This window comes from Streptomyces sp. NPDC040410, assembly GCF_055595715.1.
In genome coordinates, this window is sequence record NZ_JBVIVK010000033.1 from 1 (window position 1) to 25,469 (window position 25,469).

Annotated in this window: 24 protein-coding genes, 1 tRNA gene and 2 pseudogenes; 25 read left to right on the forward strand and 2 right to left on the reverse strand. The window is 70.9% G+C overall.

Annotation, left to right across the window (positions count from 1 at the left end):
• Window positions 1–4 precede the first annotated feature (4 nt).
• Window positions 5–982 (forward strand): annotated as a pseudogene (locus ACZ562_RS35810) (ISAs1 family transposase); the annotation flags it as partial.
• A pseudogene (locus tag ACZ562_RS35815) lies at window positions 975–1,574 on the forward strand (site-specific integrase); the annotation flags it as partial. The pseudogenes ACZ562_RS35810 and ACZ562_RS35815, both read left to right, overlap by 8 nt.
• A 68-nt stretch (window positions 1,575–1,642) precedes the next feature.
• Here ACZ562_RS35815 and ACZ562_RS35820 read toward each other — a convergent pair.
• A tRNA-Arg gene (locus ACZ562_RS35820) sits at window positions 1,643–1,718 on the reverse strand.
• A gap of 336 nt (window positions 1,719–2,054) precedes the next feature.
• Window positions 2,055–2,219: a hypothetical protein gene (locus ACZ562_RS35825; RefSeq protein WP_471188274.1), complete on the reverse strand. Its 165-nt coding sequence runs from the start codon at window positions 2,217–2,219 to the stop codon at window positions 2,055–2,057.
• Window positions 2,220–2,745: 526 nt separating this feature from the next.
• Here ACZ562_RS35825 and ACZ562_RS35830 point away from each other — a divergent pair.
• The 23 genes from ACZ562_RS35830 to ACZ562_RS35940 all read left to right on the forward strand — a co-directional run bounded on the left by ACZ562_RS35830 (window position 2,746) and on the right by ACZ562_RS35940 (window position 25,450).
• Window positions 2,746–3,525, forward strand: a complete 780-nt coding sequence (locus ACZ562_RS35830) for a hypothetical protein (RefSeq protein ID WP_471188278.1) — start codon at window positions 2,746–2,748, stop codon at window positions 3,523–3,525.
• Window positions 3,526–4,041: 516 nt separating this feature from the next.
• Window positions 4,042–4,338 (forward strand): aromatic-ring hydroxylase C-terminal domain-containing protein, encoded by a 297-nt coding sequence (locus tag ACZ562_RS35835; protein WP_471188385.1) that lies wholly within the window; start codon window positions 4,042–4,044, stop codon window positions 4,336–4,338.
• A gap of 22 nt (window positions 4,339–4,360) precedes the next feature.
• Window positions 4,361–4,687: a TcmI family type II polyketide cyclase gene (locus tag ACZ562_RS35840; protein WP_471188280.1), complete on the forward strand. Its 327-nt coding sequence runs from the start codon at window positions 4,361–4,363 to the stop codon at window positions 4,685–4,687.
• On the forward strand, window positions 4,684–5,964 hold the full coding sequence (locus ACZ562_RS35845) for a beta-ketoacyl-[acyl-carrier-protein] synthase family protein (protein ID WP_471188283.1): 1,281 nt from the start codon (window positions 4,684–4,686) through the stop codon (window positions 5,962–5,964). The genes ACZ562_RS35840 and ACZ562_RS35845 overlap by 4 nt, the downstream gene beginning before the upstream one ends.
• Complete coding sequence (locus tag ACZ562_RS35850; RefSeq protein WP_471188286.1) at window positions 5,961–7,184, forward strand: ketosynthase chain-length factor; 1,224 nt, start codon at window positions 5,961–5,963, stop codon at window positions 7,182–7,184. The genes ACZ562_RS35845 and ACZ562_RS35850 overlap by 4 nt, the downstream gene beginning before the upstream one ends.
• 45 nt (window positions 7,185–7,229) lie before the next feature.
• Window positions 7,230–7,499 carry an acyl carrier protein gene (locus ACZ562_RS35855; RefSeq protein WP_471188288.1) on the forward strand — a complete coding sequence of 90 codons (270 nt, stop codon included), beginning with the start codon at window positions 7,230–7,232 and terminating at the stop codon, window positions 7,497–7,499.
• 132 nt (window positions 7,500–7,631) lie between these two features.
• On the forward strand, window positions 7,632–8,417 hold the full coding sequence (gene fabG, locus ACZ562_RS35860) for a 3-oxoacyl-ACP reductase FabG (RefSeq protein WP_471188291.1): 786 nt from the start codon (window positions 7,632–7,634) through the stop codon (window positions 8,415–8,417).
• Between the two features lie 35 nt (window positions 8,418–8,452).
• Window positions 8,453–9,388 (forward strand): aromatase/cyclase, encoded by a 936-nt coding sequence (locus tag ACZ562_RS35865; RefSeq protein WP_471188293.1) that lies wholly within the window; start codon window positions 8,453–8,455, stop codon window positions 9,386–9,388.
• A gap of 2 nt (window positions 9,389–9,390) precedes the next feature.
• A complete protein-coding gene (locus tag ACZ562_RS35870; RefSeq protein ID WP_471188296.1) occupies window positions 9,391–10,878 on the forward strand; it encodes an FAD-dependent monooxygenase in 1,488 nt (495 codons plus the stop codon).
• An 87-nt stretch (window positions 10,879–10,965) separates the two neighbouring features.
• Complete coding sequence (locus ACZ562_RS35875) at window positions 10,966–11,148, forward strand: acyl-CoA carboxylase epsilon subunit (protein ID WP_471188298.1); 183 nt, start codon at window positions 10,966–10,968, stop codon at window positions 11,146–11,148.
• A gap of 66 nt (window positions 11,149–11,214) precedes the next feature.
• A complete protein-coding gene (locus ACZ562_RS35880; protein WP_471188387.1) occupies window positions 11,215–12,699 on the forward strand; it encodes an FAD-dependent monooxygenase in 1,485 nt (494 codons plus the stop codon).
• 18 nt (window positions 12,700–12,717) lie between these two features.
• On the forward strand, window positions 12,718–13,230 hold the full coding sequence (locus ACZ562_RS35885) for a nuclear transport factor 2 family protein (protein ID WP_471188301.1): 513 nt from the start codon (window positions 12,718–12,720) through the stop codon (window positions 13,228–13,230).
• A 10-nt stretch (window positions 13,231–13,240) separates the two neighbouring features.
• On the forward strand, window positions 13,241–14,512 hold the full coding sequence (locus ACZ562_RS35890) for a nucleotide disphospho-sugar-binding domain-containing protein (protein WP_471188304.1): 1,272 nt from the start codon (window positions 13,241–13,243) through the stop codon (window positions 14,510–14,512).
• Window positions 14,513–14,519: 7 nt separating this feature from the next.
• On the forward strand, window positions 14,520–15,098 hold the full coding sequence (locus tag ACZ562_RS35895) for a dTDP-4-dehydrorhamnose 3,5-epimerase family protein (protein ID WP_471188305.1): 579 nt from the start codon (window positions 14,520–14,522) through the stop codon (window positions 15,096–15,098).
• 42 nt (window positions 15,099–15,140) lie between these two features.
• Entirely contained in the window at window positions 15,141–16,748 is a 1,608-nt protein-coding gene (locus ACZ562_RS35900; RefSeq protein WP_471188307.1) for an MFS transporter, read from the forward strand.
• On the forward strand, window positions 16,741–18,519 hold the full coding sequence (locus ACZ562_RS35905) for an FAD-binding oxidoreductase (RefSeq protein ID WP_471188309.1): 1,779 nt from the start codon (window positions 16,741–16,743) through the stop codon (window positions 18,517–18,519). The genes ACZ562_RS35900 and ACZ562_RS35905 overlap by 8 nt, the downstream gene beginning before the upstream one ends.
• 16 nt (window positions 18,520–18,535) lie before the next feature.
• Window positions 18,536–19,660, forward strand: coding sequence for an acyl-CoA dehydrogenase family protein (locus ACZ562_RS35910; RefSeq protein WP_471188312.1), 1,125 nt, complete (start codon window positions 18,536–18,538; stop codon window positions 19,658–19,660).
• 10 nt (window positions 19,661–19,670) lie between these two features.
• The gene (locus ACZ562_RS35915) at window positions 19,671–20,501 is read left to right on the forward strand and encodes an SDR family oxidoreductase (RefSeq protein WP_471188314.1); all 831 of its coding nucleotides are present in this window, start codon (window positions 19,671–19,673) and stop codon (window positions 20,499–20,501) included.
• Window positions 20,498–21,322, forward strand: coding sequence for an NAD(P)H-binding protein (locus ACZ562_RS35920; RefSeq protein ID WP_471188316.1), 825 nt, complete (start codon window positions 20,498–20,500; stop codon window positions 21,320–21,322). Before ACZ562_RS35915 ends, ACZ562_RS35920 begins: the two co-directional genes overlap by 4 nt.
• A 22-nt stretch (window positions 21,323–21,344) precedes the next feature.
• Window positions 21,345–21,833: a flavin reductase family protein gene (locus tag ACZ562_RS35925; protein ID WP_471188319.1), complete on the forward strand. Its 489-nt coding sequence runs from the start codon at window positions 21,345–21,347 to the stop codon at window positions 21,831–21,833.
• 45 nt (window positions 21,834–21,878) lie between these two features.
• Entirely contained in the window at window positions 21,879–22,718 is an 840-nt protein-coding gene (locus tag ACZ562_RS35930) for an SDR family oxidoreductase (protein ID WP_471188322.1), read from the forward strand.
• Between the two features lie 118 nt (window positions 22,719–22,836).
• On the forward strand, window positions 22,837–24,405 hold the full coding sequence (locus tag ACZ562_RS35935; RefSeq protein ID WP_471188325.1) for an FAD-dependent monooxygenase: 1,569 nt from the start codon (window positions 22,837–22,839) through the stop codon (window positions 24,403–24,405).
• Window positions 24,392–25,450 carry a methyltransferase gene (locus ACZ562_RS35940; RefSeq protein WP_471188328.1) on the forward strand — a complete coding sequence of 353 codons (1,059 nt, stop codon included), beginning with the start codon at window positions 24,392–24,394 and terminating at the stop codon, window positions 25,448–25,450. The genes ACZ562_RS35935 and ACZ562_RS35940 overlap by 14 nt, the downstream gene beginning before the upstream one ends.
• Window positions 25,451–25,469 lie beyond the last annotated feature (19 nt).

The window sequence follows — 25,469 nt, forward strand, 5'->3', positions numbered from 1 at the left end:
TGCCGTGTTCGTTCCTCCATCATCCCCTGTCGCTGTCCCCCTGCCTCATGCGCCCTGTCTGGAAGCCCTTGGTGAGGGTGCCGCCAAGGATCAAGTCCGCGGCCTGGTCGCCGAGTTCGAGTCGGTCACCGACCCGAGAGGGACTTGCGGGGTGCGCTACCGGCTCTCCTCATTGCTGGCCCTGATGGTCTGCGCGATGACCCCGTCCGGCCATGACTCGATCACCGCGGCGGCGGAGTGGTGCCGACGTGCGACGCCGGAGGAATTGGCCGCCTTCGGCCTGCCCTACCACCCACTGCTTGGCCGCTACCGGGTGCCGAGCGAGAAGACCCTGCGCAGCGTCCTGGGACGCCTGAATCCCGGTGAGATCTGTGCGGCGGCCTACGACTACCTTCGGCCCTTGCTATCCGCACAGCCCTGCCGGCCGGAGCCGGTCATGCCCGACGGTGGCACCGAGCGTGAACAGCGCCGGGCCCACCGGGCAGCCGCCTGCGCCGATCCGGTACGAATCCGGCGGCGGGCGATCGCGGTGGACGGCAAGTGCCTGCGGGGCGCCCGCCGCCCGGACGGCAGCCGGGTCTTCGTCCTGTCCGCCGTCCGCCACGGCGACGGTGTCACGCTCGCCTCCCGCGAGATCGGCGCGAAGACCAACGAAATCCCCGAGTTCGCACCTCTCCTCGACCAGACCGACGACGCGGGCCTCGCGGGGACGGTCGTCACCGCCGATGCCCTCCACGCCCAACGCGACCACGCCACCTACCTGCGCGAACGCGGCGCTCACTACCTGCTGACCATCAAGAACAACCAACGCGCACAAGCCCGTCAACTCCACGCCCTGCGCTGGAAGAAGATCCCCGTGATCCACCGCGACGACGCCCGGGGCCACGGCCGCCACGAGCAGCGGCTCGTGCAGGTCGTCACCGTCGACGGCCTGCTCTTCCCGCACGCGGCCCAGGTCCTGCGCATCCAGCGCAGACGCCGCCGCGGCCTCCCGGAAGGACCCTCTCTACGCAGCCTTCGTGCTCGCCGTAGCCATGGGCTTGCGCCGGGGAGAGATCGTCGGTCTCCGCTGGTCTGACCTCGACCTCGACAACCGCGTCCTCTACGTCCGCCAGCAGGCCCAGCGCCGCCGTGGCCTCCTGTACGACGACGATCCGAAGAGCCGCCGTCGCCGTGCCGTCCCGCTACCCGCCCTCTGCAGCGCGCCCCTTCGCTGGCACCGCATGCGGCAGTCAGCCGCTCGCACCAGGGCGGGGGAGAAGTGGCACGAGTCCGACTACGTCTTCGCCACCCGCACCGGCCGCCAGGTCGAGCCTCGGAACATCTACCGCTCGTTCACGCGCGTCGCAGAGTCCGCCGGCCTCCGCGTTATTCGCCTCCACGACGCTCGCCACGGCACGGCGACCCTCCTCACGGCGGCCGGCGTGGCACCCCGCGTCGTGATGGAGATCCTCGGGCACTCACAGATCAGCATCACCATGGACGTCTATACGCACGTCGTGCAGGACACCCAGCGCGAAGCCATGAGCCACATGGACCGGCTACTGCGAAAGCGGCGGCCCGGTCGTCAGTGACCGACCCCGTTGATGTCAGAAGTAGATGTCAAAGGCCCCGGACCATGATCGGTCCGGGGCCTTTTGCCTGGTGCCCCCGGCAGGATTCGAACCTGCGACACCCGCTTTAGGAGAGCGGTGCTCTATCCCCTGAGCTACGAAGGCGGGGATCTGTCGACAAACGTATCTAAAACGAGGTCGGTCACGCGACCGCGTTCTTGACATGTTCGGACAGGGTGGTGATCGGCCGGTGAGGGCCTGCTCGCCGCCGCCAGTGTAGCGGGTGGCGCGCTCGACGCCCTGGAGATGTGGCTTGCTGGCGGTCCCGTGCGAGGTGCGGGGTGCTTGGGGTGGCCGGGTAGGAGCGGCCTGCTGTGGGCGTCAGGAGAAGATCGCGTCGAGTGCTCGGGTGATGGGGTTGTTCAGCCAGGCGTATCCGAGACAGATGGCGTGGATCACCGTTGGCGCTCGGGGCGGACGCGGCTGGTCCTCTTGCCGGTGTCACAGAGCATGTCGTGGGCCAGCCAGGGCCCGGTCGATCCACAGGTCGCTGCCGATGTCACGGATCTTGTCGTGAGCGGGCTTGAGGTGTCGACGGAAGTAGTGGCTCCAGTTGCTGCGGGTGGGGCCGGTCGGCTTCAGCGCGTTGGCGGCCTCGTCGCCCATGTGGGTGCGGATCGCCGAGCGGACGGGCTCCCACCAGTGGGGTGCGAGGACTCCGGTGGTGCATTGAGTCCCCGGGCCGAGGCGGCGATGGCTCGCGGCGTCACGCGACGGGCCGTTGCCCGAAGTGCGAGCGCTGCCTGGGCGAGGCTGCCTGCCAGGACGATCCGCAAGGGCAGTGCGACATCGGCCTTGGGCTGCGTCCTTGTGCATGGGCCGCTCGGCTGAGAACCGATCACGCACCGTCCGAAATATAGCGGACGTCGATCGGTTTCAGTCTGTCGACATATGCAGGACAGGTTCATCAGGGAATCGGAAGGCCCGCTACAGGGGATTGACATGGAGTGGGCTTTTCCTTGCCTGCGTTAAAGCCGCGAAATACATTTACCCCACTCGAAATGGGGGCAACATGACACGCGAATTCAATGACACGACACGAGTGCCCTGCGCGGTGGCGGACCTCGCGGAATGCGCGGGCGTCGCATGCCGCAGCAGAAGTGGGGCAGCGGGGCGTCCCCGAGACCTCGCCGTGGCTGGAACCCGGCTCTGCGCGGCCTGCGTCCGCCGCCTGACCGGCGATCTGACGCGGCTGCCTCGCCTGTACGACGAGTGCGGACTGCTCCTTGGGGGCTCCGACCGGCCGCGCGAGCGTACTTCCGGCGGCGGCTCGTTGCCCGGACTCCCCTTCAACACCGCGGCGGCCGAGGCCCGCTCGGTGATCCTCGGTGTGCTGCGCGCCTGGGCCGGGCTGGTCGTCGGGGAGCGGGTCGTCGCCGCGCCCCGGGACACGGTGGCCGGCGTCGTGGAGTTCCTGATCCGGCACGCCGGGTGGCTGGCCGCCCACGAAGCCGCGGGGGAGCTGTCCGAGGAGGTGGCGCGAGCGATACGCCGGGCGCGGTATGTGATCGACCCGTCTCCCGGCCGAGGCTTGCGGGTCGGGACGTGCGTCGTGGCGGACTGCGAGGGCGGGCTGACGGCCGCGGTCAGCGTTGACCGGGCTGATTCGCAGGTCGAGATCAGCTGTGCCGCAGTTCCCTCGCACCGCTGGTCCGCACCGGAGTGGATGGCGCTGAGCCGCGGCGCGTCAGCGGTCGGGACGGAGCGGCCGGCCAGCCCGGCGCTCCCGGCGCCGACGGTGCGGTGGCTGAGTGCCCGGGACATCTCCCTGCTGTGGGGGATCCCCTCCGGCAGCGTGTATCGCCATGCCAGCGAACAGCGGTGGCGGCGGCGCACCAGCAAGGGCCGCACCTTCTACCACGAGGAGGATGTCCTGCGGTCTCTCGGAGCGCGCACTGGCGGTCGCTCCTGACGGATCGGTCCTCCGGAACGAGCGGGCACGGCCTCGGCGCCGTGCCCGCTCCTGTTTTCCGGCGAATATGCGGGCGCGTGCGAAACGGCGTCGCATCTGCACCCTGGCCAGGTGAAACAGCGTTGCCTGCGAAGCGGGATTTAACAATTCTCTGACACCGCCCTGTCGCTGCTTTGGGGAAGCGGCATTGACATCATCCCGTTCTTCGAAGAAGCTGTTCCATAACTTCCTCAGCGCTGTGTCCAGTCACCGGCTGGGTAATCGAAGGCCGTTTCGGAGTATTCCTCATCCGGCCCGAATGGAAATCTCTGTATTTCTTGCGCGGCGCACCGAGATGTATCTGGCGGACATCGAGGGCGAGGACCTGGAGCCACGCCTGATCGGCGAGACCTTCCCCGCGGCATGGCCGTGTCCGGCCCACTCGGCGACCGCGGCGTCACCCGCATCATCGTGTGCCGGTGAGGCACCCAGTCGTCGAGGTACCGAACCGCCGTCGTACGCGGAGGTCGCCGCAGCCTGCCAGCGGATCACCGGCATCGACATCTCGCACGCCGAACACGCACAAACGACTGCACGCGGGGCGGGGCGTTCCGCTCGGCCTTGGAGGACAACGCCGTTCTCCGCAGCCGGGCGTCGGGCTGGTCCGACCGTGTGGACATCGTGACCGCGGCTCCCTACGGGCTCCGGCCCGGCAGCCCGGTCACCGGCACATCGGCCCTCCTCGTCCGCCCCGACGGGCACGTGGCATGGGCCGCGCCCGCAGCCACCACGACCTGCCCATGGAACTCGAGCGCTGGTTCGGCCTCTCTCTGACCGTCCCGACAAGGAGATGTGGATGCACAGCACATTGATCGTGGCCCGGATGGAACCCCACTCGGCCACGGAGGTCGCGAGCCTCTTCGGCGCGTTCGACGACACGGAGATGCCGCATCGGATGGGAACCAGGCGCCGACAGCTCTTCTCCTACCGAGGTTTGTACTTCCACCTGCAGGACTTCGACGGCGAAGACGGTGGCGAGCGCATCGAGGAGGCGAAGACCGACTCCCGGTTCGTCACCATCAGCAACGATCTGAAACCGTTCATCACCGCCTACGACCCGGCGACCTGGCGCTCTCCCGCCGATGCCATGGCGGAGCGCTTCTACGACTGGACCGCACGGTGAGCGCGCCACACGGCCGGCGGGTCGCCATCACCGGAATCGGCGTCACCGCGCCCGGTGGTGTGGGCGTCAAGAACTTCTGGAGTCTGCTGACCGACGGCCGCACCGCCACCCGCCGCATCAGTTTCTTCGACCCGACCCCGTTCCGCTCGCAGGTCGCCGCCGAGGCTGACTTCGACGCCGAACTCCTCGGGCTGGGCACCCAGCAGATCCGGCGGATGGACCGGGCCGCGCAGTTCGCCGTGGTGACGGCACGCGAGGCGGTGGCGGACAGCGGACTGGACCTCACCGCCCTCGATCCGCACCGCACCGGCGTGACGATCGGCAGCGCGGTCGGCGCCACCATGGGGCTGGACGAGGAGTACCGCACCGTCAGCGACAGCGGCCGGCTCGAACTCGTCGACCACACCTACGCCGTCCCGCACCTCTACAACTACCTGGTGCCCAGCTCCTTCGCCGCCGAGGTGGCGTGGGCCGTGGGTGCCGAGGGTCCCGCCACGGTGGTCTCCACCGGTTGCACCTCCGGGCTGGACTCGGTGGGCCATGCCACCGAGCTGATCCGTGAGGGCTCGGCCGACGTCATGGTGGCGGGCGCGTCGGACGCCCCCATCTCACCGATCACGCTGGCGTGTTTCGACGCGATCAAGGCGACCACGTCGCGCAACGACGATCCGGAGCACGCCTCCCGTCCCTTCGACCACACGCGCAACGGATTCGTCCTGGGCGAGGGAGCGGCCGTCTTCGTCCTGGAGGAACTGGACAGCGCCAGACGCCGCGGAGCGCACATCTATGCGGAGGTCGCCGGCTACGCCACGCGCAGCAACGCCTTCCACATGACGGGCCTGCGCCCCGACGGACGGGAGATGGCCGAGGCGATCCGGGTCGCCCTGCACGAGGCTCGGCTCAACCCGGACGACGTCGACTACGTCAACGCGCACGGCTCGGGCACCAAACAGAACGACCGGCACGAGACCGCCGCCTTCAAACGGAGCCTGGGCGAGCACGCCTACCAGGTGCCCGTCAGCTCGATCAAGTCGATGGTCGGTCACTCGCTGGGCGCCATCGGTTCGATCGAGATCGCGGCCAGCGCGCTCGCGATGGAACACGGTGTCGTGCCGCCGACCGCCAACCTGCACACGCCCGACCCTGAGTGCGACCTGGACTACGTGCCGTTGACGGCACGTGACTGGCGGACCGACGCCGTGCTCTCGGTGGGCAGCGGCTTCGGCGGATTCCAGAGCGCGATGGTGCTGGCCCGTCCCGAAAGGAGCGCGGCATGAGCAGTGCCGCCGTCAGGACCGTGGTCACCGGTCTGGGCGTGGCCGCCCCCAACGGCTGTGGCACGGACACGTACTGGGCGGCTGCCCGCAAGGGGATCAGCGGCATAGGCCGTATCTCGCGGTTCGACCCCGCACAGTATCCGGCGCGGCTGGCGGGGGAGATCGACGAATTCGTCGCCGAGGACCATCTGCCGGGGCGGCTGCTGCCACAGACCGACCGGGTGACCCGGATCGCTCTGGCGAGCGCCGACTGGGCGCTCGCCGACGCGGGTGTCGACCCGCGGGAACTGCCCGAGTACGACATGGGCGTGATCACGGCCAGCTCGTCGGGCGGATTCGAGTTCGGCCAGCGGGAGCTGCAGGCGCTGTGGAGCAAGGGCGCTCGGTATGTGAGCGCCTACCAGTCCTTCGCTTGGTTCTACGCCGTCAACAGCGGCCAGATCTCCATCCGCAACGGCATGCGTGGCCCGAGCGGTGTGGTCGTCAGCGACCAGGCGGGCGGGCTGGACGCCATCGCTCAGGCGCGGCGTCAGATCCGCAAGGGCACCGGGCTGGTGATCTCAGGGGCCGTCGACGCCTCGATCTGCCCGTGGGGTTGGGTCGCCCAGATGGCAGGCGGCCGGCTGAGCACGAGTTCGGACCCGGAGCGGGCGTACCTGCCCTTCGACGCCGCCGCGAGAGGACATGTGCCGGGGGAGGGCGGGGCGCTGCTGGTCCTCGAGGATCTGGAGAGCGCCCGTGCCCGCGGGGCCCGGGTGGTCTACGGAGAGATCGCCGGATACGGCTCCACCCTCGACCCCCGGCCGGGCAGCGGCCGTCCCCCCGGGGTGGCCAAGGCGATCGAGCTGGCGCTGGACGACGCGGGCGTCGCTCCGGAGGAGATCGACGTGGTGTTCGCCGACGCGGCCGCGATTCCCGAGCTGGACCGTGCCGAGGCCGAGGCGATCTGCCGGGTGTTCGGTCCACGGGCCGTGCCGGTCACCGCGCCCAAGACCATGACCGGACGCCTCTACTCGGGCGCGGCACCGCTGGACGTGGCCGCCGCTTTCCTTGCCATGCGCGACGGAGTGATCCCGCCCTCCATCGGAGTCACCCCCGACCCCGGTTACGGCCTGGACCTGGTCGTTGAAGAGGAGCGCACCGCGACGGTCCGCTCCGCTCTGGTGATCGCCCGCGGCCACGGCGGCTTCAACTCCGCGCTGGTGGCACGCGCCGTCTAGCCCGGACCCGCAGACCAGACCACCGAGATGAAAGGACAGCCGTTCATGTCTGCCCATGAGTTCACCATCGATGACCTGAAGCGCATCCTGCGCGAGGGCGCCGGCGCGGACGAGGGCGTCGACCTCGACGGAGACATCCTCGACACCGACTTCGAGTCGCTCGGCTACGAGTCGCTGGCCCTGCTCGAGACCGGCAGCCGTATCGAGCGCGAGTTCGGCGTGACGCTGGACGACGACACGCTGACCGAAGCCAAGACGCCGCGAGCCCTGATCGACGCCGTCAACGGCGTACTGGTGCCGTCCGGCGCCGCCTGACCCCCGAGCGCGCCGCCGGTCACCGCTGATGCCCGGCGGGGCCAGCGGCGCGCCCCCCCACTTCACGCCCCCGCACGGCCGTGCCTCGGCCGGCGGTCCCGGCGTCGCCCACCGACGCAGTCAGGAGACAGCATGACGGAGCAGGAACCGAAGGTCGCCATCGTCACCGGCGCCACCAGCGGCATCGGCCTGGAGGCAGCCAGGCTGCTGGCCCGCCAGGGCCACCGCGTGTTCCTCTGTGCCCGCACGGAGGACGGCGTGACCCGTACCGTCAAGGGGCTCGTCAACGAGGGACTCGACGTCGACGGCGCCCCCTGCGACGTCCGCTCCGCGGCGGACATCCACCGCTTCGTGCAGCAGGCCGTCGACCGCTTCGGCACGATCGACGTGCTGGTCAACAACGCCGGCCGGTCCGGTGGCGGGGTCACCGCCGACATCGCCGACGAGCTCTGGTTCGACGTCATCAACACCAACCTCAACAGTGTGTTCCTGATGACCCGTGAGGTGCTCAACACCGGCGGCATGCGGCACAAGAACCGCGGCCGGATCATCAACATCGCCTCCACCGCCGGCAAGCAGGGTGTGGTGCTCGGTGCCCCGTACTCCGCCTCCAAGCACGGAGTCGTCGGCTTCACCAAGGCGCTCGGCAACGAACTGGGCCCGACCGGGATCACCGTGAACGCCGTCTGCCCCGGCTATGTCGAGACACCGATGGCCCAGCGTGTCCGCCAGGGGTACGCGGCCGCCTACGACACGAGCGAGGAGGCCGTCCTCCAGAAGTTCGAGGCGAAGATTCCGCTGGGCCGTTACTCCACCCCCGAGGAGGTCGCGGGCCTCGTCGGCTACCTGGCCTCGGACACCGCCGCCTCCATCACCGCACAGGCGCTGAACGTCTGCGGCGGCCTGGGCAACTTCTGACACGTGCGGAGAAGAGGACCGAGAGAAGAGGACCGATGACGAACCGCCTGGTCGAGCACGAGATCACGATCGACGCCCCGGCCGCCGCCGTCTACCGGCTGATCGCCGAGGTGGAGCACTGGCCCCGGATCTTCCCGCCCACCATCTGTGTCGACCCCGTGGAGCGCGGCGCCGACGAGGAGCGCATACGGATCTGGGCCACCGCCAACGGCGAGGCCAAGAACTGGACGTCGCACCGCACCCTGGACCCGCGAGAGCTGCGGATCACCTTCCGGCAGGAGGTCTCCAGCCCGCCGGTCGCCGCCATGGGCGGCACCTGGATCGTCGAGCCGCTGTCCGACTCGGTGTCCCGGGTGCGGCTGCTGCACGACTACCGGGCGGTCGACGACGACCCCGAGAGCCTGAAGTGGATCGACGAGGCCGTCGACCGCAACTCCCGCACCGAACTCGCCTCCCTGAAGCAGAACGTCGAACTGGCCCACGCGTCCGAGGAGATCACCTTCTCCTTCGAGGACACCGTCCAGATACAGGGCCAGGCCAAGGACGTCTACGACTTCGTCAATGAGGCGGGGCTGTGGGCCGAGCGGCTCCCGCACGTGGCGAGCGTCCGTCTGGAGGAGGGCACTCCCGGGTTGCAGATCCTGGAGATGGACACCCGCGCGCAGGATGGTTCCACGCACACCACCAAGTCGTACCGGGTGACCTTCCCGCACCACAGGATCGCGTACAAGCAGGTCACCTTGCCCGCCCTGATGACGCTGCACACCGGCTACTGGACCTTCACTCAGAACGAGCGGGGCGTCGCCGCCTCCTCACAGCACACCGTGGTCCTCAACACCGAGAACATCGCCAGGGTGCTGGGCCCCGAGGCGGCCGTCGCGGACGCCCGGGAGTACGTACGTAACGCGCTGAGCGCCAACAGCCGCGCCACGCTCGGCCATGCGAAGGACTACGCGGAGAACAAGCGCTGACCATGGCCGCGCACTCTGTGGACACCGACGTGATCGTCGTGGGTGCCGGGCCGGTCGGGCTGATGCTCGCCGGGGAACTGCGGACCGGCGGGGCGCGGGTGACCGTACTGGAGCGGCTGGCCGCACCCACCACCGAGTCGCGGGCGTCGACCCTGCACGCCCGCACCATGGAGATCCTCGATCAGCGCGGGCTGCTGGACGCGTTGGGGACGGTGCCCCACGACATGGCGGGGCATTTCGGTGGGATCCGCCTTGATTTCAGCGGCCTTGACAGCCGGTACCCGGGCCAGTGGAAGGTGCCGCAGGCCCGCACCGAGCACCTGCTGGGCAGCCGGGCAGCCGGTCTCGGCGCGGTCGTACGACGCGGTCACGAGCTCGTGGGCCTGCGGCAGACCGCGTCGGGGGTCGAAGCCGAGGCGGTGGGCCCCGGGGGCGGCGTCCGAATCCGGGCCGCCTACCTGGTGGGATGCGACGGCGAAGCCAGCGCCGTACGCCGGCTGGCGGGCTTCGCCTTCCCCGGCACGGACGCGACACACGAGCTGCTCCGCGCCGACGTGGCCGGTATCGACGTGCCCGACCGGCGGTTCGAACGCCATCAGCGCGGCCTGGCCATCGCCCACCGGCGGCCCGACGGGATCACCCGGGTGATGGTGCACGAGTTCGGCAGGGCCGCCGCAGCACGTGCCGGGGAGCCGGAGTTCGCCGAGGTCGCCGCCACCTGGGCGAGGGTCACCGGGGAGGACATCGGCGCCGGCGGACCGATCTGGGTGAACGCGTTCGGGAACGCCCGTCGGCTGGCCGAGCGGTACCGCATCGGCCGGGTGCTGCTTGCCGGGGACGCCGCCCACGCACAGATGCCGGTCGGCGGCCAGGCCCTCAACCTGGGCCTGCAGGACGCCGTGAACCTGGGCTGGAAACTGGCAGCCCAGGTGCGTGGCTGGGCCCCGGCGGGCCTGCTCGACAGCTACCACGACGAGCGGCACGCCGTGGGCCGCCGTGTGCTGGCCAACATCGATGCGCAGGCCACGCTGTTGCTCGGCGGCGCGGAGGTGGAGCCGATGCGCGCGATCCTGGCCGAACTGCTCGGCCACGACGAGGTGGCCGGGCACCTGGCCGGCATGATCAGCGGCCTGGACGTCCGCTACCCGGACGGAAAGGACGCCGCCCCGCTGGTCGGCCGCCGGGCGCCGCACTGGGAGCTGACCGCCGAGACCGGCCCCACGAGTACCACCGAGCTGCTCCGCACCGGCCGCGGGGTGCTGCTCGACTTCGCCGCCGGCCTGGCGTCGGGAGCCGTCGCCGGCTGGGCGGACCGGGTCCGCGTGGTGTCGGCCGCACCGTCGCGCGGTCCCGGGTCCACCACCGAGTCCGGCGGCACAACCAGCGGCGCGGTCCTGCTCCGTCCCGACGGTCACGTCGCATGGGTCGACGACGGTACGACACCACTTGGTGCCGCTCTGCACCGCTGGTTCGGCGCCCCGAGCACATGACCGAGAGGGTGTGCCCGCCATGAACGAGATCGACACGAACGTCGACCTGCCGGTGCGCGAGCACGGCGATCCGCCCCGGTGATCCGGGTGGAAAGAGGGCGCCCGACGGCCGAGGAGCCGGCCGCCGCGATGACGGTACTGCCGGCGCGGCAGGAGGCAGGCCCTCCCGCCCCTGGCCGGGCGTGCCGGGCCACCGCGGGCCGGCGGCGCCCCGAACGGGCACAGAGCCGGCCGTCGCCCCGCAGCCGGCAGTCGCCGACCGATGCGTGACGGGTGCGCTTCCGGTTCCCGGGCGGAGCCCAGAATCTGAACAGGAGACCTTTGATGGATGCCGCAATCGACGCCGAGGTCATCGTCGTCGGCGCCGGTCCGACCGGGCTCATGCTCGCGGGGGAGCTACGCCTCGCCGGGGTCCACGTCGTCGTGCTCGACCGGCTGACCGAACCCACCAGCGAATCACGTGGGTTGGGCTTCACCCCCAGGACCTCGGAGGTGTTCGCGCAACGCGGCCTGGTGGACAGGTTCGACGCGCAGGACACCTCGCTGCAGACGACCACCCGCGGGCACTTCGGCGGGCTGCCGCTGGACTTCGGGGTGTTCGCCCACGCCCATCCGGCCGTCGTGAACCTGCCGCAGGTCCACACCGAGACGATGCTGCGTGGCTGGGTCGCCGAGCTCGGATGCGACCTGCGCCGCGGCCACGAGGTCGTCGGCCTGACCGATGACGGCGAGACCGTGGAGGTCCAGGTCGAAGGGCCTGACGGGCCGTTGCCGCTGCGCACGCGATACCTGATCGGGTGCGACGGCGGCCGCAGCACGGTCCGTGGGCTGGCCGGGTTCGATTTCCCCGGCACCCCCGCCACCCTGGAGCTGTTCCTCGCCGACGTTCGCGGGTGCGCCATCCGGCCGCGCTTCATCGGTGAGTGGCTGCCCGGCGGCGTCGCGATGTCGGCCCCCCTCGGTGACGGGGTGGACCGGGTCGTCGTATGCGAACGGGACTCGCCCCCGCGACGGCGCACCGAGCCGCCGACGTTCGACGAGGTCGCCGCCGGCTGGCAGCGGCTCACGGGCGAGGACATCAGTCACGGCGAGGCGCTGTGGGTGAGCGCCTTCGGCGACGCCACGCGACTCGCGACCGAGTACCGCAAGGGGCGGGTGCTGCTCGCGGGCGACGCCGCGCACGTCCACCTCCCGGCGGGCGGGCTCGGCATGAACACCGGTATCCAGGACGCCTTCAACCTCGGCTGGAAGCTCGCCGCCGTGGTGCGTGGCAGGGCTCCGGGCACGCTGCTCGACACCTACCACGACGAGCGGCACGCGGTGGGCGAGCGGCTGCTCAACAACACCCGCGCCCAAGGGCTGCTCTTCCTCGGCGGCACCGAGATGCAGCCGCTCCGCGACGTGCTGAGCGAGCTCACGGACCACGAGGTCGTGCACCGGCATCTGGCCGGCATGGTCAGCGGGCTGGAGATCCGGTACCCGACGGGCCCGGGTGACCACCCGCTGCTCGGCCTGCGGATGCCCGACCTCGAACTCGCCGGCGAGACGGGGACGGTCACGGTCTTCCCGCTGCTGCGCGGCGCGCGCGGCCTCGTCCTCGACCTCGCCGACGACGCGTCCGTACGACAGGCGGCGCGGCCGTGGGCCGACCGGGTGGACGTGGTGAGCGCCAAGCCGGCCGCCGACTCCTCGGTCCCGCCGGTGGACGCCGTGCTGGTGCGGCCCGACGGGCACGTGGCCTGGGCCGCGCCCGGCGGGCAGGAGGAGCTGACCGACGCGCTGGGCCGCTGGTTCGGCGCCCCGGCCGCCCCGATGGGCTGAGAGCTGAGGAGGACGCACATGTCACACGACGCGGGCCGACTGCATCTGCTCGGCGACCGGATGGACGTCCAGGACCTGGTCGACCGCTATCTGGCCGGTCTGGACGAGGCGCGGTTCGACGACGCCTGGGCGCGGTCGATCTTCACGGAGGACGGCAGGTTCCAGTTCCTGACGGGTGGTCACAACGGTGTGGCCGGCATGGCCGAGTTCACCGCCGCGATGATGGGCAAGTGGCAGCGGACCCACCACGTGGCCGCCGGCCACCTCGTCGAGATCGACGGGGACCGGGCGCGAGTGAGGGGAAACCTGATCGCCACCCACGTGCACGCCCACGAGGCGACACCGGAGCAGTTGCCCGGGCAGCCAGGGGCGCACAAGACACCCGGGACACCCGAGCCCTTCCAAGTCGGGGACCGCTTCGAGGGCGAGGCGGTGCGCACCGACGCCGGCTGGCGCTTCGCCCGCCTCGCGTTCGAGGTGGTCTGGACCCGCGGCACGCCGCCGGGGCGCGTTGGCAACCACGACAACTAAGGCTGTTCACATGCGGATTCTCATCGCGGTCGCACCACTGACCGCTCACCTGTACCCCAGCGTCCCGCTCGCGTGGGCGCTGCAGAGCGCCGGACATGACGTACGGGTGGCCAGCAACACCGGTCTGGTCGAGCAGATCACCGCGGCCGGTCTCACGGCGGTCGGGATCGGCGAGCGCACCTCGCCGCCCCCGCCGATCACCGATGCGGAGCTGGACCGCTTCAGCGACGCGCTCGGGTTCGAGGCCGGCTCCGACTTCGACCGGCTCTGGCGGGCGACCCGCTACTACCTGGTGGCCGCGAACAAGCGATACCACCCGGACGAGGAGGGACGGCAGGAACTCGCCGACAACCTGGTCGAGTTCGCCCGGAACTGGCAACCGGACCTGGTGATCTGGGATCCGGCCTGTCCGGTGGGGGCGGTCGCGGCCCGCGAGTCCGGGGCCGCGTCCGCTCGGCTGATGTGGGGCCCCGACTACCTCGGCTGGGTCCGTAGCCGCTTGGTCGAACGCATGGATGACCCGGCGACCGCGGTGAGTGCGGACACCGACCCGCTGGCCGGGCTCCTGGCGCCGGTGTTCGGGCGGTTCGGCCACGACTTCTCCGAGGAGTTGCTGTTCGGCGACTTCACCGTGGACCCGATCCCCTCGCGGCTGCCCGGGCCCGAAGGGTTGCGCCGGGTCCCGATGCGCTGGGTGCCGTACACCGGGGCGGCCCCGGCGCCGCAGTGGCTGTCGCGGCCACCGTCGCGGCCCCGGGTGTGCCTGTCGCTGGGCGTCACGGGGCGCACGGTCCACGACGGCCCGGACCCGCGGGTCATGGCTGCCTTCGAGGCGGTCGCCGACATGGACATCGAGGTCGTCGCCACCGTCAACGCGGACCAGTTGGGGGAGGACGCGCGCGTCCCCGACAACGTGCGGATCCTCGACTACGTCCCGCTCACCCAGGTGATGCCGAGCTGCTCGGCGGTCATCCACCACGGTGGCTTCGGCACGTTCTTCGCAGCGGCCGCGCACCGGGTGCCCCAGATGATCGTCGGGGAGGAGTTGGGCAGCGCGCTGAACACCTCCCGCTACCTGGAGGCAAGGGGTGCGGGTGTGGTCCTGGCGAGCGACGGGCTGACCGCGCAGCAGGTGGGCGGCGAGCTGTCCAGGATGCTGACCGAGCCGTCGTTCCAGCAGGGGACCGCCGCTGTGTACGCGGACATGACCGCCGCCCCCGGCCCCGGCGAGATCGTGCCCGTACTGGAGCGGATGGCCGCGCAGTACCGGACCCGGGACTGAACCGGACATGGACGTGGTCGAGACCCGGGTGCCGGGTGCGTTCGTGTTCACCCCGCGGCAGATCCGCGACGAGCGGGGCGCGTTCTTCGAGGCGTTCCGCTCCGACCAGGTCGAGGCGGTCACCGGATGCCCGTTCCGGCCGGAACAGGTCAACTTCTCGGTGTCCCGGCGGAACGTACTCCGGGGTATCCACGGGGTGGCCGTACCGCCGGGGCAGGCCAAATACGTCACCTGCGTACGCGGGGCGCTCCGCGACATCGTCGTCGACCTGCGGGTCGGCTCGCCCACCTTCGGTACGCATCACGTGACCGAGCTGGACGCCGAGTCCGGGCGGTGCGTGTACGTGCCGGAGGGGGTCGGGCACGGATTCCTGTCGCTCACCGGCGACGCCTGCGTCTGCTACGTGGTCTCCACGGGCTACGTGCCCGGCACGCAGATCGACATCGATCCGCTCGACCCCGACCTGGCGCTCCCCTGGGGGTTCAGCGAGCCACCGCTGATCTCGGAGAAGGACGCGAAGGCACCCGGGCTGCGTGCGGCGCTCGCTGCGGGGTCGCTCGCGGGCTGGCACGACGTGCGGTCGTGACCCCGACCCGACGTCAGGTCTTCGGGTCCCGTAGTTCAGCCAATGACAACGCAAGGAGACTTTTCTTTGAGTACCGACGTGGGTACGGCGGCACCGCGGGCGACCCGAAGAGAATGGCTGGGGCTGGCGGTCCTCGCGCTGCCCACCATGCTCATCGCCATGGACCTGACCGTCCTGCATCTGGCTCTGCCCACTCTCACCGCCGACCTGCGGCCCGGCAACACCGAGTTGCTGTGGATCGTGGACATCTACGGTTTCCTCATCGCGGGCTTCCTCATCCCCATGGGCGCGATCGGGGACAGGATCGGCCGCCGGCGGCTGCTGCTGACCGGCGCGGTCGCGTTCGGAGCGGCCTCGGTGGTCTCGGCCTTCTCGGTCGACCCGGCGATGCTCATCGCCGCCCGGGCGCTGCTGGGAATCGCGGGCTCCACACTGATGCCCTCCACCCTCTCCCTGATCCGGATCATGTTCCAGGACCCCAAGCAGCAGGGTGCCGCGATCGGGGCGTGGACCGGCTTCTTCGGCGTCGGCACGGTGATCGGCCCGCTGGTCGGCGGCACGCTCCTGGAGTGGTTCTGGTGGGGATCGGTCTTCCTGATCGGCGTTCCCGTGATGGTGCTGCTGGTCATCCTCGGCCCGATCGTGTTGCCCGAGTACCGGGACCGCTCGGTCGCCCGTCCGGACCTCATCAGCGCGATCATGTCCGTCGTCGGCATGCTCGCCCTGATCTACGGCATCAAGCGGATCGCCCAGGAGGGCCTGGAGCCAGAGTCGTGCATAGCCCTCGTCGTCGGCCTGGCGCTGGCGGCGCTCTTCCTCTCCCGCCAGCGCCGGCTCGAGCAGCCGCTGGTCGACCTCACCCTGTTCCGTAACAAACTGTTCGGCATCGCCCTGGGCATGGTGGTGCTCGCCACCTTGCTCGCCGCCGGGTCACAGTTCCTCGTCCTGCAGTATCTGCAGCTGGTGCGGGGCCTGCCCCCGGTCCAGGCCGGGCTGTGGTCGCTGCCGATCACCTTCGGAGTGTTCGTCGGCTCCATGGGGGGACCGGCGCTCGCCGGACGGATGAAGCTGAGCAGCCTGCTGTCCGCGAGCCTGTTGGTCTCCGCGCTCGGCATGGTGCTGCTGAGCCGGGTCAACGGCCCCTCCGACCTGGTCATCGCGGTGGCCGGGACGTCCGTCATCGGTCTCGGGCTCGGCCCGTTGACCGTGCTGGGCACCGGAATGATCGTGGGAGCCGCCCCGCCCGAGCGGGCCGGCGCCGCGTCCGGGATGAGCGCGACCGGCTCCGAGCTCGGCAGCGCGCTGGGGATCGCGGTGATCGGCAGCATCGGCTTCGCGGTGTACCGGGCCAACTTGGCCGACAAGCTCCCCGAGGGGTTGCCCGCCCACGTCGGCAGGGCGTCCGAGGACACCCTCGCCGCCGCGGTGGACGTCGCTCGCACGCTGCCGGACGCCGACAGCTCCCGGCTGTTGTCGGCGGCCCGTGAGGCATTCGTGCATGGCCTGCAGACGACCGCGATCGTCGGTGCGGTGCTCGCCGTGCTGGCCGCAGCGGCCGCGACCCTGCTGCGCAACACCCGGTTGCCGGGCCCTCCGCCGCTCGCGGAGACGGCCGATACGGCGAAGTCCTCAGAGAAGACGGATGGCTGACATGCTGGATACGAACTCCGCGGCCGACGCGGGCCGGAGCCCCGTGGGTGTCTGGACCGGCTCGGTGCACCACGACGGTCAAACCGACCCTTACACCATCTCGTTCGCACCGGACGGAACGATCGCTCTGCGTACCCCCGTCACCGTGGGCACCGGGACCTGGGCCGCCGAGCAGGCGGGGCGCTTCACCTACGAACTCACCGAGACCTTCACCCCGGCGAGCGGCCACGCGGGGCATCTGCAGGCTCACGTCGAGGCCCACCTTGAGGGGGACGCGCACACAGGAGTCGGCACCGCCCGGATCTACACCCCCGACGGCGTGTTGGTGCACACCACCACGGCCGAGTCCGCGGGCGAACGAGTCGGTGACGAACCAGCGCCCTGGCACGACGTCGTGAGCCTGGGCGCACCGATCCGCGGACGCACGCTCCACCCTGGGGACGACGGGTTCGAGGAGGCGACCTCCGGCTGGCTGCTCACCGTCGAACACCGTCCTGTCGCAGTCGTGGTCGCCGCCGACGCCGACGATGTGGCCGCCGCCGTCCGGTTCGCCGCCACGGGGAACCGGCCGGTCGCGGTGGAGTCGACCGGGCACGGCAGGTCGGTGCCCGCCGCCGGCGCGGTGTTCGTCTCGACCAGAAACCTGCGGGAACTGTCCGTCGATCCGCGGGCTCGAACCGCCCGGATCGGGGCGGGGCTGCGTTGGGGCGAGGTGCTCGCCGCCGCAGCCGAGCACGGCCTCGCGCCGCTGTGCGGTTCCTCCGACCAGGTCGGGGTGACGGGCTACCTGACCGGCGGCGGACTGCCACTGACCTGCCGCACGTACGGCTTCGCCGCGGACCATGTCCGCTCCCTCGACCTGGTCACGGCAGACGGCCGCGTCCGCACGGTCTCGCCCACCCAGGAACCCGGCCTGTTCTGGGCGGTACGGGGCGGCAACAGCAACTTCGGCGTGGTCACCGCTGCCGAGATCGACCTGGTGCCGCTGCGGAGCGTCTACGGCGGCGAGCTCTACTACCCGGGTGAGAACCCCGCGCACGCGGCGCACGTGGTGCGGTCCTATCTGGCCTGGGCCAAGGAGCAGCCGGACGAGATGTCGTCCTCGGTGACACTGCTGCGGCTCCCGGACGTGCCACAGCTGCCCGATGAGTGGCGTGGCCGCTCGTTCGTGCAGGTGCACATCGTCTACACCGGCGACGAAACGCATGGCGCCCGGCTGGTGGAACCGTTGCGCGCGCTCGAACCGGAGAACGACACCTGCGCCGTGATGCCGTACGCGCGGATCACCGAGATGCACCACGACCCGAAGAACCCGGTCAGGGTGCACTTCCGCAGCGCACTGCTGTACGAGCTGGACGACGCGGCGGTCGAGACGCTGGTCTCGTTCATAGATCCGACGGCGCCCGAAGGACCGTTCCCCGGCATCGAACTTCGGCACCTGGGCGGGGCGCTGAGCCGGCCGCCCCACCGTGCGCACGCGGTGGGCACCAGGGACGCCGCGTTCCACATGTGGCTGCGGATGCCCGCCCCGGCCGAGGATGCGGACGCGGTGCGCCGGGCCGTGGACGAGGTGATGGAGCGGCTGAGGCCGTGGGACTCCGGCGCGCTGCTGCCGGGGTTCCTGTTCGACCACGACTCCGACCCCGAGCGGGTGCGACGGGCCTTTGCGGAGCCGGACTACCGGCGGCTGACCGCGCTGAAGGCCGAGTACGACCCGCACAACCTGTTCCGCATCAACCACAACATCCCGCCCGTCCGTGACGGTGCGTGAAAGGAGAACGACCGGCATGTCACTCTCGACAGAGACACAGGCGGCGCTGGCCGAGCTCGCCAAGCTGGCCGGGGCGCAGGCCGCGCAGGCCGACGTCGAGCGCAGGGTGAGCCCGGAGGTCATCCAGGCGATGGTGGACGCCGGGTTCGCCCGGTGGCGGGTGCCGACCCGTTGGGGAGGGCCCGAGCACAGCCACACGGACCTGACCGCCGCAGTGGCGAAGCTCGCTGAGGAGTGCCCCTCGACGGCGTGGCTCGCCAGCGTCGCCGCCTACTCCGCCCGGTACGTGTGCTGTATGCCGGAGCAGAGCCAGGCCGACATCTGGGCGGCCGGTCCCGACGTGATGTTGGCGATCGTCTTCAAGCCGATGGGTACGGCGGTCCCGGTGGATGGCGGGTACCGGCTCTCCGGGTCCTGGACCTACGTCAGCGGCGTCGAGCACTTCGACTGGGCGCTGTTGACCGGCCCCGCCCCGGGCCCGCAGTCCGGCGGGCAGCCGATGAGGCTCTTCGCGGTACCGCGCGAGGACTACACCTACGAAGACACCTGGTCCTCCCTCGGCATGCGGGCCACCGGCAGCCACACGGTCGTCCTGGACGACGTGTTCGTGCCCGAGCACCGCACCTGTCTGCGCGAGGACGCGATGCGGGGCGCGATGGTGGGCCTGCCGGGGTACACCCAACTGTCGAACCCCGCCGTGAGCGGGCTGATGTTCGTCGCTCCCGTACTGGGCGCCGCGCGTGCCGCGCTCGCCATCGCGGAGCAGCTCGTGGCGGTCGCCCCGACGGGTCCCCGGGCCGCGGCCGGCGAGCCCTACCAGGTGGACTTCGCCCGGGCCGCCGGAGAGATCGACGCGGCCCAGATGCTGCTGGAGCGGGCCGCCGCCGTCTCGGACGGTGCCGCCGTGCCGCCGGGGCTCGCGCTCCGCAACCGCAGGGACTGCGCGCTGGCGCTGGAGATGCTGGTCGGCGCGACCGACCGGCTGCTGAGGATCGGCGGCACCAGGGCCCAGGAGGACGGGCACCCGCTGGGGCGGTACTGGCGGGACGTGCGCTCGGTCGCGAGCCACGCGGTCATGCAGTTCGAGCCCGCGGGGCTCGCCTACACCATGAATCTCCAGGGTCTCGTCGGGCCGTCCTAGGGAGACAACAATGATCTTGGTAAGCGGAGCCACCGGGACCGTCGGCAGGCCGCTCGTGGACGAGCTGCTCGCGGCCGGTCGAAAGGTACGGGCCCTCAGCCGCGACCCGGCCAGGGCCGGCCTGCCCGCCGAGGCCGAGGTGGCCGCCACCGCCGATCTGCCCCTGGACGGCATCACCTCGGTGTTCTTCGTCATGAACGCCTTCCCGGGAGGCTCCGCGGAGCCCATCGCCCGGATGAAGGCGGCGGGAGTCCGCCGCATCGTCGCCCTGTCGTCCTACTCGGTCCTCGACGACGACCCCAAGAACATGATCGGCGTGAAGCACCGGGATCTGGAGCGTCAGATCGAGGAGACCGGTGTGGAATGGACCTTCCTGCGGCCCGCCGGAGGGTTCGCGGCGACCGCCCTGGAGTGGGCCGAGCAGATCAGGACCGACGGCGTCGCCCGTTTCCCCTTCGGGGATGCGTGGACCGCCCCCGTTCATGAGCGTGACATCGCGGCCATTGCCGCCCGCGCTCTGCTGACCGACGAACTCGTGGGCGACACACCGCTGTTCAGTGGGCCGGAGTCGCTCAGCTACGCCGACCGGGCACGGATCATCGGCGAAGTGACCGGCGAGCCGGTCCGATTCGCGGAGCTCACCCACGACGAGGCGCGGCAGGAGTGGCTCCGGGCCGGTGTCCCCCCGCATGCCGTGGAGGCACGGCTGCGGATGTTCGCGAGGATGGTCGGCCGCCCGCACGAGATCGCGCCGGTCGACCCCTATCTGGGCAGGCCCGGGCTGACCTTCGCCCAATGGGTGGCCGAACACATCAACACATTCCGAAAGGTGACGTCATGATTCTGATATCCGGAGCCACCGGCAACGTCGGCGGCGAGCTGCTGCGGCAACTGCGTGCCGAGGGGGTCGCCGTTCGGGCGCTCACCCGGGACCCGGCGCGGGCCGAGCTCCCGGCCGATGTGGACGTGGCCGAGGGGGACTTCAGCACACCGCGGTCGCTGGCCAAGGCCTTCTCCGGGGTGGAGTCCCTCTTCCTCATGATGTCCGGGAACGAGGCCGCGGTCCTCGAGGAGGCCGCCCGCGCCGGGGTACGGCGGGTCGTGCTGCTGTCCACCATGGCCGTGGAGACCCGCCCGGACTCCTTCATCGGCAAGGTGCACCAGGAGGCCGAGAGCGCCGTGGAGAAGTCCGGACTGGAGTGGACGTTCCTGCGTCCGGGCCAGTTCGCCTCCAACACCCGGTCCTGGGCGGCCCAGCTCGCGGCGGGCGACGTGATCCGCACGCCGTACGCGCAGGTGGCCCTGCCCGCCGTCCACTCCGGTGACATCGCGGCCGTGGCCCGAACCGCGCTCACCCAGGACGGGCACGCCGGCGCGGCCTACGCGCTCACCGGCCCCGCGCCGATCACGCCCGTCGAGCAGGTGGCGGCGATCGGCGAGGCGATCGGCCGGAAGCTGCGGCACGAGGAGATCACTCCGGAGCGGGCCCAGGAGTCGATGGCCGCGCACATGCCGGCCGAGATCGTGGCCGCCACCCTTGAGTTCCTCGGCAGCCCCACCGTGGCGGAGACCCAGGCCCTGCCCACCGTCGAAACGGTGACCGGGAAGCCGGCGAGGACGTTCGCGCAGTGGGCGCGCGACAACGCCGGCAGTTTTCGCTGACACCCGGGAAAGGGACGCGAGTGTGCTCACCCAGCGCAGTTTCCGCGATGTACTGGGATGTTTCGGCACCGGAGTGGTGCTGGTGACCGCGGAGTCGGACGGCGGGCCCGTCGGCATGGCGGTGAACTCCTTCACCTCCGTGTCACTCGATCCGCCTCTGATCGCGTTCTGCGCCGCGCTGACCTCGACCACGTGGCCGGCCATCCGGGCCACGGGCGGTTTCGCCGTCTCGATCCTCAGCGATACGCAGGAGGAGATCTGCCGGACCTTCTCGGCACCCGACGCGGACCGGTTCGCCGGCCGGGACTGGGCCCGGACCCCCGCCGGGCGCCCCGTGACAGTGGACGGACTGGGCTGGCTGGACTGCCGGATCAGGACCGTTCAGGTCGCGGGGGACCACCACCTGGTGATCGCCGAAGCAGAGGACTGGTCCCTGGGGCCCGGCGCGAGGCCGTTGATCTTCCAGGGCGGCCGCTTCGCCGGTCTGAGGGAGCGGTCACGTGCGGAATGACGTTGCCGAGGCTGATCCGGAGAGGCCGGAGACGGGGAGGGGTCCGTGTTCCTGGTGACCGGAGCGACCGGGAACGTCGGTCGTCATGTCGTCCGTCAACTGCTCGCCGCGGGCGAGTCCGTGCGCGCGCTGACCCGTAGCCCCGAGGGAGCCCGCCTGCCGGCGGGGGCCGAGGTGGTCGGTGGAGACCTCACCCGGCCGGAGACGGTGGAGCCCGCGCTGGAGGGCGTCTGCGCGCTGTTCCTGTTCCCCTCGCCGGGCACGGCGGGGCCGGTCCTCCGGGCCGCAAGAGAACGCGGGGTACGCCGGGTCGTCATGCTCTCGTCGTCCTCCGTCGAGTACACCACCGACGGCGCCGACAACGCGATCGTGGCGTACCACAGGGAGATCGAGCACGAGGTCGAGACGTCCGGGCTGAAGTGGACCCTCGTCCGGCCCTGCGGTTTCGCCGTCAACACCCTGCAGTGGGCACCGCAGATCCGCGCCGGTGGTGTGGTGCGCGGGCCGTACCCGGAGGCCGAGACGGCGCTCATCGACGAGCGTGACATCGCGGACGTCGCCACCCGCGCGCTGCGGACGGACGGGCACGTGGGCGCGAAATACGTGCTGACCGGGCCCGAGCCGCTCACCCAGGCCGAGCAGGCCCGGCGGATCGGCGAGGCCGTCGGACGTCCGGTGCGGTACGAGGAGGTGCCGCGGGCCGTGGCGCGCGAGCAGATGATCCGGAACCGGGTCCCGCCCGAACTCGCGGACATGACCCTCAGGTTCCAGGCGGGGCGCGCCGGCGTACCGGCGGAGATCTCACCGACGGTCGAGGAGGTCACCGGCCGCCCCGCACGCACGTTTGACCAGTGGGCCGCCGATCACGCGGCCGACTTCCGGTAGGGGGCAACGGGGGGCCGTCGGCGGTCGGCGGCCTCCCGCACACCCCGAGACGACTGCCGTGGAGCCGTCGACGACATCGCCTGCACGCAGATGCACGGCGGAACAAGAGAGGTGTCCTGTGGCGGATGTGATAGTCGCCGGTGCCGGCCCGACCGGGCTGATGCTCGCCTGCGAGCTGCGGCTCGCCGGAGTGGACGTGCTGGTGCTGGAACGGCTCGCGGAGCGAAGCGGTGAGTCCCGGGCCGGCGGCCTCCACGCCCGGAGCGTGGAGCTTCTCGACCAGCGCGGGATCGCGGACCGGTTCCTCGCGGTCGGCAGGACGGGGCCGCTCGCACACTTCTCCTTCATACCTCTGGACATCGGGAACCTCCCGACGAGACATCCGTACGCGCTCGCCCTCCACCAGTCCCGGGTCGAGCGACTCCTGGAGGAACGTGCGATCGAGCTGGGCGTACGGCTGCGCCGGTCCGCCGAGGTCATCGGCCTGCGCCAGGACGGGACCGGGATCGAGGTGGAGGTCGCCGGGGTCCAGGGCACCGAGCGGCTGCGCGCCGGCTACCTGGTGGGCTGCGACGGCGGCCGCAGTGCCGTACGCAAGCTGGCCGGCATCGGCTACCCCGGCACGCCGGCCACCGTGACCGCACTGCTCGGCGACGTCAAGCTCACCGACCCGCCCCCCGGAATCATCTTCGGACCCGAGGGCCGACGGGAGCACGGGTCCTTCATGATCTTCGACTCCGACCAGCCCGGCACGCACCGGGTGATCACCATGGAGTTCGACAAGGCCACGAGCCGAGACACCCCGGTGACCCTGGAGAGGCTCCGCGAGGCATGCGTCAGGATCGCCGGAACCGACTTCGGCATGCACAGCCCGCACTGGCTCAGCAGCTTCAGCGACGCCGCCCGGCAGGCCGACAGGTACCGCGACGGACGGGTCCTGCTGGCCGGAGACGCCGCGCACATCCACTTCCCCTCCAGCGGACAGGGAATGAACCTTGGGGTCCAGGACGCCGTCAACCTGGGCTGGAAGCTCGCCGCCGTCGTGCGCGGGCAGGCCTCCGAGGAACTGCTCGACAGCTACCACGACGAACGGCACCCGGCCGCCGAGCGCATGCTCGGCAGTACCCGCGCACAGACCGCCCTCTGGCGCCCGGACGCCCAGACCGAGGCGCTCCGCGAGGTGTTCGGCGCCCTTGTCCGGTTCGCGGACGCCAATCGGTACCTGGGCGGCGCCTGCACGCAGCTCGACGTCCACTACCCGGTGGGCGACGGGCATCCGGCCCTCGGTCGCCGGATGCCCGACCTCGACATCAAGTCACCCTCGGGGCAGACACGCGTCTTCGAGCTGCTGCACACCGCACGACCCGTTCTGCTCGACCTCACCGGACGACCCGAGCTCCGTGCCGCCCTCGACGGCTGGACGGACCGGGTGGACCTCGTCGAGGCGGAGTGCCAGGACGATCACTGGACGTACCCGGTGATCGGCGACGTCCCGGCCCCCGCGGCCGTTCTGATCCGCCCCGACGGCCATGTCGCCTGGGTGGCGCCCATCGGCCCCGCCGGCCCGGCCACGCCGGAAACCGCCACCGCGGCCCTCAAGACCGCGCTCACCAGGTGGTTCGGCCCTGCACACGAACAGGGCTCGACATCGCCCACGTCGATCGGAGAATCACATGTCCAAGGATGAACTGACGTCCCCCTCCGTGGTCGCTGAACTCCCCCCGGAGTTCGCCACGTTGATGCGGCTCGGTGACCTTGTCACCCCCATGGCGCTGCGGGTGGCCGCGAACCTGCGGCTGGTCGACCACATACAGGACGGCGTCCATGACGTCGAGTCGCTCGCGAAGGTGACCGATTCCCATGAGGAGACACTGGGGAGGCTGATCCGGCACCTGGTCGCCATCGACGTGCTGGCGGAGTCCACGCCGGGCCACTACGTGCCCACCACCCTCGGCGAGCTGCTGGCCCACGGTCACCCGGTGTCCCAGGTGGGGTGGCTGGACCCGACGCACATGATCGGGCGGGCGGACCTCGCGCTCATTCACCTCTTCGACGCCGTCCGCGACGGCGGCTCCGTCTACAGGAAGCGGTACGGCAGGGAATTCTGGGACGACGTCTCGGACGACGCGGTCCTCGGCTCCACTTTCTACGACCTGATGGCGCACGGCCAGAAGCGCATCTTCAACGAGGCGGTGGAGCGCCATGACTGGACCGGTGTGCGTCACCTCCTCGACGTGGGCGGCGCGGACGGTGACCTGATCGCCACCGTGCTGGCGAAGGAGCCCGGGATCAGCGCCACCCTGCTGGAACTCCCCGGCCCGGCGGCCAGGGCGCGAGCGAAGTTCGAGGAGACCGAACTGGCCGCCAGGGTCAGCGTGGTCGACGGCAGCTTCTTCGATCCGCTGCCGGTGACGGCCGACCTGATCACGGTGTCGTTCGTTCTGCACAACTGGTCGGACGACGACGCCGTGCGGATTCTGCGCCACTGCGCGGAGGCGCTGGAGCCGGGTGGCTCCGTGCTGCTCATCGAGTGCGCCGACCAGTCGCCTTCCAGGCCGGATCCGGGTTTCACGAGCGGGGATCTCCGGATGATGGCCTACTTCGGGGGGCGGGAACGCACGTACGCCCAGTGGCAGGATCTCGCAGCTGCCGCGGGCATGAGGATCGACTCGGCGTCCGATGCCCTCGCCTACGGCGCACGCGTGCTCAAACTCGGGAAGTCGTCCGGCTGAGCCTCGTGCCGCGATGGTT

Bases quoted from the DNA above. Each gene is read 5' to 3' on its own strand.
- ACZ562_RS35825 (WP_471188274.1), bottom strand. From the start codon at position 2,219: ATGGGCGACGAGGCCGCCAACGCGCTGAAGCCGACCGGCCCCACCCGC.
- ACZ562_RS35840 (WP_471188280.1), top strand. From the start codon at position 4,361: ATGCACAGCACATTGATCGTGGCCCGGATGGAACCCCACTCGGCCACG.
- ACZ562_RS35850 (WP_471188286.1), top strand. From the start codon at position 5,961: ATGAGCAGTGCCGCCGTCAGGACCGTGGTCACCGGTCTGGGCGTGGCC.
- ACZ562_RS35855 (WP_471188288.1), top strand. From the start codon at position 7,230: ATGTCTGCCCATGAGTTCACCATCGATGACCTGAAGCGCATCCTGCGC.
- fabG (WP_471188291.1), top strand. From the start codon at position 7,632: ATGACGGAGCAGGAACCGAAGGTCGCCATCGTCACCGGCGCCACCAGC.
- ACZ562_RS35865 (WP_471188293.1), top strand. From the start codon at position 8,453: ATGACGAACCGCCTGGTCGAGCACGAGATCACGATCGACGCCCCGGCC.
- ACZ562_RS35870 (WP_471188296.1), top strand. From the start codon at position 9,391: ATGGCCGCGCACTCTGTGGACACCGACGTGATCGTCGTGGGTGCCGGG.
- ACZ562_RS35885 (WP_471188301.1), top strand. From the start codon at position 12,718: ATGTCACACGACGCGGGCCGACTGCATCTGCTCGGCGACCGGATGGAC.
- ACZ562_RS35890 (WP_471188304.1), top strand. From the start codon at position 13,241: ATGCGGATTCTCATCGCGGTCGCACCACTGACCGCTCACCTGTACCCC.
- ACZ562_RS35895 (WP_471188305.1), top strand. From the start codon at position 14,520: ATGGACGTGGTCGAGACCCGGGTGCCGGGTGCGTTCGTGTTCACCCCG.
- ACZ562_RS35900 (WP_471188307.1), top strand. From the start codon at position 15,141: ATGACAACGCAAGGAGACTTTTCTTTGAGTACCGACGTGGGTACGGCG.
- ACZ562_RS35905 (WP_471188309.1), top strand. From the start codon at position 16,741: ATGGCTGACATGCTGGATACGAACTCCGCGGCCGACGCGGGCCGGAGC.
- ACZ562_RS35910 (WP_471188312.1), top strand. From the start codon at position 18,536: ATGTCACTCTCGACAGAGACACAGGCGGCGCTGGCCGAGCTCGCCAAG.
- ACZ562_RS35915 (WP_471188314.1), top strand. From the start codon at position 19,671: ATGATCTTGGTAAGCGGAGCCACCGGGACCGTCGGCAGGCCGCTCGTG.
- ACZ562_RS35920 (WP_471188316.1), top strand. From the start codon at position 20,498: ATGATTCTGATATCCGGAGCCACCGGCAACGTCGGCGGCGAGCTGCTG.
- ACZ562_RS35940 (WP_471188328.1), top strand. From the start codon at position 24,392: ATGTCCAAGGATGAACTGACGTCCCCCTCCGTGGTCGCTGAACTCCCC.